8 protein-coding genes are annotated in these 6,196 nt (G+C 73.5%); 1 reads left to right on the top strand and 7 read right to left on the bottom strand.

The annotated features are described in order from the left end of the window. Nucleotides 1–76 precede the first annotated feature (76 nt). Nucleotides 77–1,465 (bottom strand): NADP-dependent succinic semialdehyde dehydrogenase, encoded by a 1,389-nt coding sequence (locus ACIQOV_RS22740; protein WP_401051112.1) that lies wholly within the window; start codon nucleotides 1,463–1,465, stop codon nucleotides 77–79. Nucleotides 1,466–1,585: 120 nt separating this feature from the next. After that, complete coding sequence (locus tag ACIQOV_RS22735; RefSeq protein ID WP_359909119.1) at nucleotides 1,586–1,867, bottom strand: DUF6158 family protein; 282 nt, start codon at nucleotides 1,865–1,867, stop codon at nucleotides 1,586–1,588. 143 nt (nucleotides 1,868–2,010) lie between these two features. On the opposite strand from ACIQOV_RS22735, the gene ACIQOV_RS22730 reads away from it, so the two are divergent. After that, nucleotides 2,011–2,994, top strand: a complete 984-nt coding sequence (locus tag ACIQOV_RS22730; RefSeq protein WP_359909122.1) for an adenosine deaminase — start codon at nucleotides 2,011–2,013, stop codon at nucleotides 2,992–2,994. Nucleotides 2,995–3,019: 25 nt separating this feature from the next. Here the strand turns inward: ACIQOV_RS22730 and ACIQOV_RS22725 are convergent, their stop codons facing one another. From ACIQOV_RS22725 to ACIQOV_RS22705, 5 genes are all read right to left on the bottom strand, one after another. After that, nucleotides 3,020–3,604: a dihydrofolate reductase family protein gene (locus ACIQOV_RS22725; RefSeq protein WP_401051110.1), complete on the bottom strand. Its 585-nt coding sequence runs from the start codon at nucleotides 3,602–3,604 to the stop codon at nucleotides 3,020–3,022. Between the two features lie 62 nt (nucleotides 3,605–3,666). Further along, nucleotides 3,667–4,287, bottom strand: a complete 621-nt coding sequence (locus ACIQOV_RS22720) for a vitamin K epoxide reductase family protein (RefSeq protein ID WP_401051108.1) — start codon at nucleotides 4,285–4,287, stop codon at nucleotides 3,667–3,669. Then, a complete protein-coding gene (locus tag ACIQOV_RS22715) occupies nucleotides 4,284–5,075 on the bottom strand; it encodes a DsbA family protein (RefSeq protein ID WP_401051105.1) in 792 nt (263 codons plus the stop codon). Before ACIQOV_RS22715 ends, ACIQOV_RS22720 begins: the two co-directional genes overlap by 4 nt. Nucleotides 5,076–5,176: 101 nt before the next feature. After that, a complete protein-coding gene (locus ACIQOV_RS22710; protein WP_359909133.1) occupies nucleotides 5,177–5,836 on the bottom strand; it encodes a hypothetical protein in 660 nt (219 codons plus the stop codon). A 98-nt stretch (nucleotides 5,837–5,934) separates the two neighbouring features. Continuing rightward, a complete protein-coding gene (locus ACIQOV_RS22705) occupies nucleotides 5,935–6,126 on the bottom strand; it encodes a hypothetical protein (RefSeq protein WP_401051103.1) in 192 nt (63 codons plus the stop codon). Between the last annotated feature and the right edge of the window lie 70 nt (nucleotides 6,127–6,196).

Raw genomic sequence — 6,196 nt, 5'->3', positions numbered from 1 at the left:
GATGACCCCCGGGCCGGGCCGGCACCGCATGGCGTCCTGACCCGGCCGGGACGGGCACGGGGCCGGGAGGTCCGGCTCAGCCGATCCACACCGTGGTGACGTTGCAGAACTCCCGGATCCCGTGCCCGGACAGTTCCCGCCCGAACCCGGAGCGCTTGACGCCGCCGAACGGCAGCGCCGGGTGGGAGGCCGTCATGCCGTTGAAGAACACCCCGCCGGCCTGGATGTCCCGGACGAAGCGCTCCCGCTCGGCCTCGTCGGTGGTCCAGACGTTGGAGCTGAGCCCGAACGGCGAGTCGTTGGCGGCCGCCACCGCCTCGTCCAGGTCGGCCACCCGGTGGACGGTGGCGACCGGGCCGAAGGTCTCCTCCTGGTGGATCCGCATCGCCGGGGTGATGCCGGTCAGCACGGTGGGCTCGAAGAACCAGCCGGTGTCCCAGCCCTCCGGGCGTCCGCCGCCGCACTCCACCCGGGCGCCGCGGGTGCGGGCGTCCTCGACCAGTTCCTCCAGGTCGTCCCGGCCCTGGCGGCTGGCCAGCGGGCCGACGTCGGTGTCCTCGTCCATCGGGTCGCCGACCTTCAGCGCCCGCATCGCCTCGGTGAAGGCGGCGGTGAAGCGCTCGTACACGTCGGTGTGCACGATGAAGCGCTTGGCGGCGATGCAGGACTGGCCGTTGTTCTGCACCCGGGCCCGGACGGCGGTGCGCACCGCGGCGTCCAGGTCGGCGCTCGGCAGCACGACGAACGGGTCGCTGCCGCCCAGCTCCAGGACGGCCTTCTTGACCTCGTCCGCCGCGGTGGCCGCGACCGCCCGCCCGGCCGGCTCGCTGCCGGTGAGGGTGACGGCGGTGACCCTGCGGTCCCGGATCACGCCCTCGACCGCGCCCGAGCCGATCAGCAGCGTCTGGAAGCAGCCCTCCGGGAAGCCGGCCCGCCGGAACAGCTCCTCGATCGCCAGCGCGGTGCGCGGCACGTTGGACGCGTGCTTGAGCAGGCCGACGTTGCCCGCCATCAGGGCCGGCGCGGCGAACCGGACGACCTGCCAGAGCGGGAAGTTCCACGGCATCACGGCCAGCACCGGGCCGAGGGGGCGGTAGCGGACGTAGGCCCGGCTGGCGCCGGAGTCGGCGACGTCGGCCGGGGCCGGGTGCTCGTCGGCGAGCAGCGCCTCGGCGTTGTCCGCGTACCAGCGCATCGCCTTGGCGCACTTGGCGGCCTCGGCGCGGGAGGCGGCGAGCGGCTTGCCCATCTCCTCGGTCATGGTGCGGGCGACCGCCTCCTGCTCCCGGTCCAGCAGGTCGGCGGCGCGGTGCATCAGTTCGGCGCGGGCGGCGAAGGTGGTGCCGCGGTAGCCGTGGAAGGCGGCCTCGGCGCGAGCCAGCCGCCGCTCGATGCCGGCCGCGTCGAGCGGTTCGAAGGTCTGGAGGGTCTCGCCGGTCGCGGGGTTGACGCTGGCGATGGGCATGCGGGGCTCCCAGGTGGGTCGGGGTCCGGTGCGTCTGCCCTCACACCCTCCCTGACCGCCCGGCTCCGGGCACGCCTCGGCGCGCCCGGCGTGTCCCGGCGGGCGGGCGATCCGCTCCGCTCACTCCGGCAGCGACTCCACCCGGGCCGCCGCCTCCCGGGCCCTGGCCCCGGCCCTGGTCCGGGCCGCGGTGACCTGCCGGCCGGGGAAGCGGTGCAGGAACTCGGCCTCCAGCTCCCCGGTGCGCAGCGTGTGCCGCTTCAGCGCCTCCTCCGAGCCGTACAGGAAGGTCTCGTGGCGCGTGCGGTGGAGTTGTTCCAGCTCGTGCAGGAGCGTGTCGTTGCCCAGGGCGTGCGGGGAGATGCCCGCGGGCCGGATGTGCGGGTCGTCGGCGTGCCGCATCTCGGTGCCTCCTCGGCGGAAGTCCCCTCCTCCAGGGTGCCCGGGGACCGTCGCGGCTGCACCCGGCCGGTGGGCACGGATCGTAGGATGAATCTTTCCGCGTTCCTCAGAAACCATCCCGCCGACGCTCGGACAGATCGCCCATGCCGCTTCCCAAGGCCGAACTCCACCTGCACATCGAAGGCACCCTGGAGCCCGAACTCGCCTTCGAACTCGCCGCCCGCAACGGCGTAGAGCTGCCGTACGCCGACACCGAGGCGCTGCGCGAGGCGTACTCCTTCAGCGACCTCCAGTCCTTCCTGGACCTCTACTACGCGCTGATGGCCGTGCTGCGCACCGAGGACGACTTCGCCGACCTGGCCGACGCCTACCTGGCCCGGGCCGCCGAGCAGGGCGTCCGCCACGCGGAGATCTTCTTCGACCCGCAGGCGCACACCGCGCGCGGGGTCCCGCTGGGCGCGGTGGTGGACGGACTGACCCGGGCGCTGGAGCGCGGCGAGGAGCGGTACGGCATCAGCGCCCAGCTGATCATGTGCTTCCTGCGGGACGAGTCCGCCGAGTCCGCGCTGGAGACCTTCGAGGCCGCCCGTCCGTACTTCGACCGGATCACCGGCATCGGCCTGGACTCCGCCGAGGTCGGCCACCCGCCGGTGAAGTTCCGCGAGGTGTACCGCCGGGCCGCCGAGGCCGGGCTGCGGAGGGTCGCCCACGCGGGCGAGGAGGGCCCGGCCGCGTACATCACCGAGGCGCTGGACGTCCTCGGCGTCGAGCGGATCGACCACGGGCTGCGCTGCCTGGAGGACGGCGAGCTGGTCGCCCGCCTGGTGCGCGAGCAGATCCCGCTGACCCTCTGCCCGCTCTCCAACGTCCGGCTGCGCTGCATCGACACCCTCGCCGACCACCCGCTGGACGAGATGCTGGAGGCCGGGCTGCTGGTCACCGTCAACTCCGACGACCCGGCGTACTTCGGCGGCTACGTGGAGGACAACTTCCGCGCCGTGCGCGAGGCCCTCGCCCTCGACCAGGAGGCCCTGCGCCGGCTGGCGGCCAACTCCTTCCGCGCCTCCTTCATCAGCGAGCGGCGCCGGGCCGAGTTGCTCGCCGAGGTCGAGGCGTACGTCTTCTGACCCGCCCGTCCGTCGCGCCGGCCCGTCACCCGTCCAGGGGCGACGGGCCGACGCGCTCGTAGCGCAGCAGCGTCACGCCGTTGGTGAAGCGGTGGGTCTCGGCCAGGGCGAGCGGGGTGGGGTGGCCGGTCGGGCGGAAGAAGAGCGTGCCGCGGCCGAGCACGACGGGGTGGACGTAGAGCCGGAACTCGTCGATCAGGTCGAGGGCGAGGAAGGACTCGGCCAGGTTCGCGCCGCTGAGGCAGAGGTCGCCGCCGGGGCCGGCGGTGAGGGCGGCGACCGACTCCGGGGTGACCTCGTGGACGACGGTGGTGTTCCAGTCGGCGTGGTCGAGGGTGCGGGAGAAGACGGTCTTCGGCATCGCGCGCCAGATGCCCGCGAACTCGGCCGTCGGACCGTCGGCGGCCGGGTCCTGGTCGGCGGTGGGCCAGACGGAGGCCATCAGCTCGTGCGTCACCCGGCCGGAGACGAAACCACCCATTCGGGCGAGTTCGCGATTGAAGTGGGTGTGCACCTCGTCGTCGACGAGGTTCCAGCCGAGGTCGTGGTCCGGGCCCTCGAAGTAGCCGTCCACGGACAGGGAGACGAAGAGGACGATCCTGCGGCGCATCGGCGGCCTCACCGGGAGACGGTCCGCCGCCCCTGCCGCGGGGGAAGGGGCGGCGGACGGGATCAGATCAGGGTGCTCCAGTAGTACCAGAACCGGTCGAGGATCAGCAGCGCGATCACCGCGTACCAGAGGGCCGGGACGACCCAGTGGTAGCGGGCCGCCTCCCGGACGGCCGTCCGCAGCCGCGGGCCCACCGGGATCACGCCCGAGCGCAGGTTGTGCAGCGTGGTGTACCAGAACAGCGGGATCACCGCGGCCCACACCACCATGCAGTACGGGCAGAGCGCACCGATCCGGTACAGCGCCTGGTACATCAGCCAGGTCACGAAGCCGACCCCGAACACCGTCCCGGCCTGCAGGCCGAGCCAGAACCAGCGCCGGAACGCCGCCCCCGAGAGCAGCCCGGCACCGACCGCGACGACCACCCCGAAGGCGACCAGCCCGATCAGCGAGTTGGGGAAGCCGAAGGCCTCCGCCTGCGCGCTGCGCATGATCGAACCGCAACTGATGATCGGGTTGATGTTGCAGTTGGGGACGTAGGACGGGTCCTCCAGCAGCCGGATCTTGTCCAGGGTGAGGACCGCCGAGGCGAACAGGCCGACGGCGCCGCCGATCAGCAGCAGCCAGGCGAACGGGCGGCTCGCGCCGTACGTGGGCCGCACGTCGGGCGCGCCGGCCGTCATCCGGTCACCTGCTTGACCATCGCGGTGAACTGCTCGGGGGAGACGGCCTTGCCGTTGGAGAGGACGTCCAGCTTCCGGCCGTCCAGCTTGACGGTCGGGGTGCCGGTGACGTCGCTCTTGTTGAACTCCTCGTTGACCTTGGCCGCCCACGGCGCGTAGGTGCCGTCCTGGACGGCCTTCACGAAGGCGTCCGTCTTCAGGCCGGGCACCTGGCCGGCCAGGTCCAGGACGTGGTTGACGTCGCCGAAGGCGTCGCTGCGCTCGTCCGGCTGGTTGGCGTACAGCACGTCGTGGAAGGCCTTGAACTTGTCCACGCCCTCGTTCAGCGCGGCGCCGGCCGCGGCCAGCGCGGTGCGCGAGCCCTTGCCGCCGAGGTTGTTGTCCAGGAACGTCGCCAGGTGGTACTGGACCTTGTACGTGCCGTCGTCCGCGAGCTGCTGGATCGCCGTGCCCGTGGTGGTCTCCAACTGCTCGCAGAACGGGCAGCGGAAGTCCTCGTAGACGTCCAGGGTGTGCGGGGCGTCGGCCTTGCCGTAGGTGATCACGGTGCCGTCGGTGCCGCTCGCGTTGGCCGGCACGACCAGCGGGCCGCTCGCGGCGCTCGAACCGGAGCCGGAGGAGCCGCCGACGGCGAAGGCCACGCCCGCCGCGAGGGCGAGGACGGCGACCGAGGCGCCGCCGACCACCACCCGGCGGCGGATGCGCTCGGAGCGCTCGGCCTGGGCGCGGGCGACGCGCATGCGGTCGGTGGCGGAGGCCTTCTTGGCGGTCTTGCGGGTGTTGCTCATGGGGTGTCGTCCTGTGCTCTCGGGCGTACGGGGCGGCGCGGCCGGTCGGGGCCTGCGCGGGGGAGAGAACAGCCGACTGAGCGGGCGGGGAGGCCCGCGGCTCAGACGGCCAGGGCGAACACCGGCGGACCGCGCCGGACGGCCGGGCGGACGACGACGTCCTCGGCGGGGACCAGCGCACGGCTGGCCCGGGGGAACGGCACCCGCGCCGGCGGACGGGCCGGCAGCGGGGCGGCCAGCAGCCGCAGCCAGCGGGCGGCGGCCGGCAGATGGCGGTGCAGGAACTCGCCCACCATCCGGACGGCGCCGGCCAGGCAGCACAGCGCGGCGTCCGCACGGCGCAGCCAGTAGGCGCCGGCCAGCGCGATCACCGTGTGCAGCAGCAGGAGCAGCAGCACACCGGTCCGCGCGGAGACGCCGTGACCGAGCAGGAAACCGCCGAGCGAACCGCCACCGCACAGCAGCGGCTGGAGGCCGTGCCCGGCGCCGGGCGGCAGCGAGGGACACGTGCTCTGCGCGAGGTCGAACAGCGCGCCGGCGCCCAGCTCCAGGGGCAGGAACACCGCCGCGATCGCCGGGAAGCCGCGCTCGCGGCCGGCCAGCGAGAAGGCCACCGCGAAGACGGCGGCCGAGGCCAGCAGCATCGGGCCGACCGGCAGCGTACGGCCGGTGACCAGCACCTGGCCGAGCCCGGCGAGCAGCACGACCAGCGCGGCGAAGACCGCCGCGCGGAGCGTCCTGGTGACCGGCCCGATGTCCATGGCACCCGAGTCTGCCACAGGTTGAAACCGAAACGGTCTGCCGGACGGTGCGCTGTGAAGAGCCTCACCGCCCCCGCTGAGCTGGGCTTATCCGATGCTTACGGGTGGCGGCCGGGAGCCTGCGCCCGGGTGTCCGACGGTTCCGGGCCGGCCCCGACGGCGTTCACCCGCGCCTCGACCAGCTCCCGGAAATGGTCCAGATCCTCCCGCACCGCCCGCTCGATCGCCCCGGCCTGGGCGAAACCGCGCGGCCCGCCGAACTCGCGCCGCACCGCCGGCACGAGCGGCACCGGCCTCACGGACGGCACGGACGGCACGGACGGAGCCGATGGTGGACGATGAACCGATCGTCCGCTGGTA

The organism is Kitasatospora sp. NPDC091257 (assembly GCF_044757675.1).
Lineage (GTDB): Bacteria > Actinomycetota > Actinomycetes > Streptomycetales > Streptomycetaceae > Kitasatospora > Kitasatospora lactacystinica.
Note: the sequence above shows the minus strand (reverse complement) of the source record. Positions and strands in the feature narration are given on the sequence as shown.

Coding starts and splice junctions, on each gene's coding strand:
- ACIQOV_RS22740 (WP_401051112.1), bottom strand. CDS start 1,465: ATGCCCATCGCCAGCGTCAACCCCGCGACCGGCGAGACCCTCCAGACC.
- ACIQOV_RS22735 (WP_359909119.1), bottom strand. CDS start 1,867: ATGCGGCACGCCGACGACCCGCACATCCGGCCCGCGGGCATCTCCCCG.
- ACIQOV_RS22730 (WP_359909122.1), top strand. CDS start 2,011: ATGCCGCTTCCCAAGGCCGAACTCCACCTGCACATCGAAGGCACCCTG.
- ACIQOV_RS22725 (WP_401051110.1), bottom strand. CDS start 3,604: ATGCGCCGCAGGATCGTCCTCTTCGTCTCCCTGTCCGTGGACGGCTAC.
- ACIQOV_RS22720 (WP_401051108.1), bottom strand. CDS start 4,287: ATGACGGCCGGCGCGCCCGACGTGCGGCCCACGTACGGCGCGAGCCGC.
- ACIQOV_RS22715 (WP_401051105.1), bottom strand. CDS start 5,075: ATGAGCAACACCCGCAAGACCGCCAAGAAGGCCTCCGCCACCGACCGC.
- ACIQOV_RS22710 (WP_359909133.1), bottom strand. CDS start 5,836: ATGGACATCGGGCCGGTCACCAGGACGCTCCGCGCGGCGGTCTTCGCC.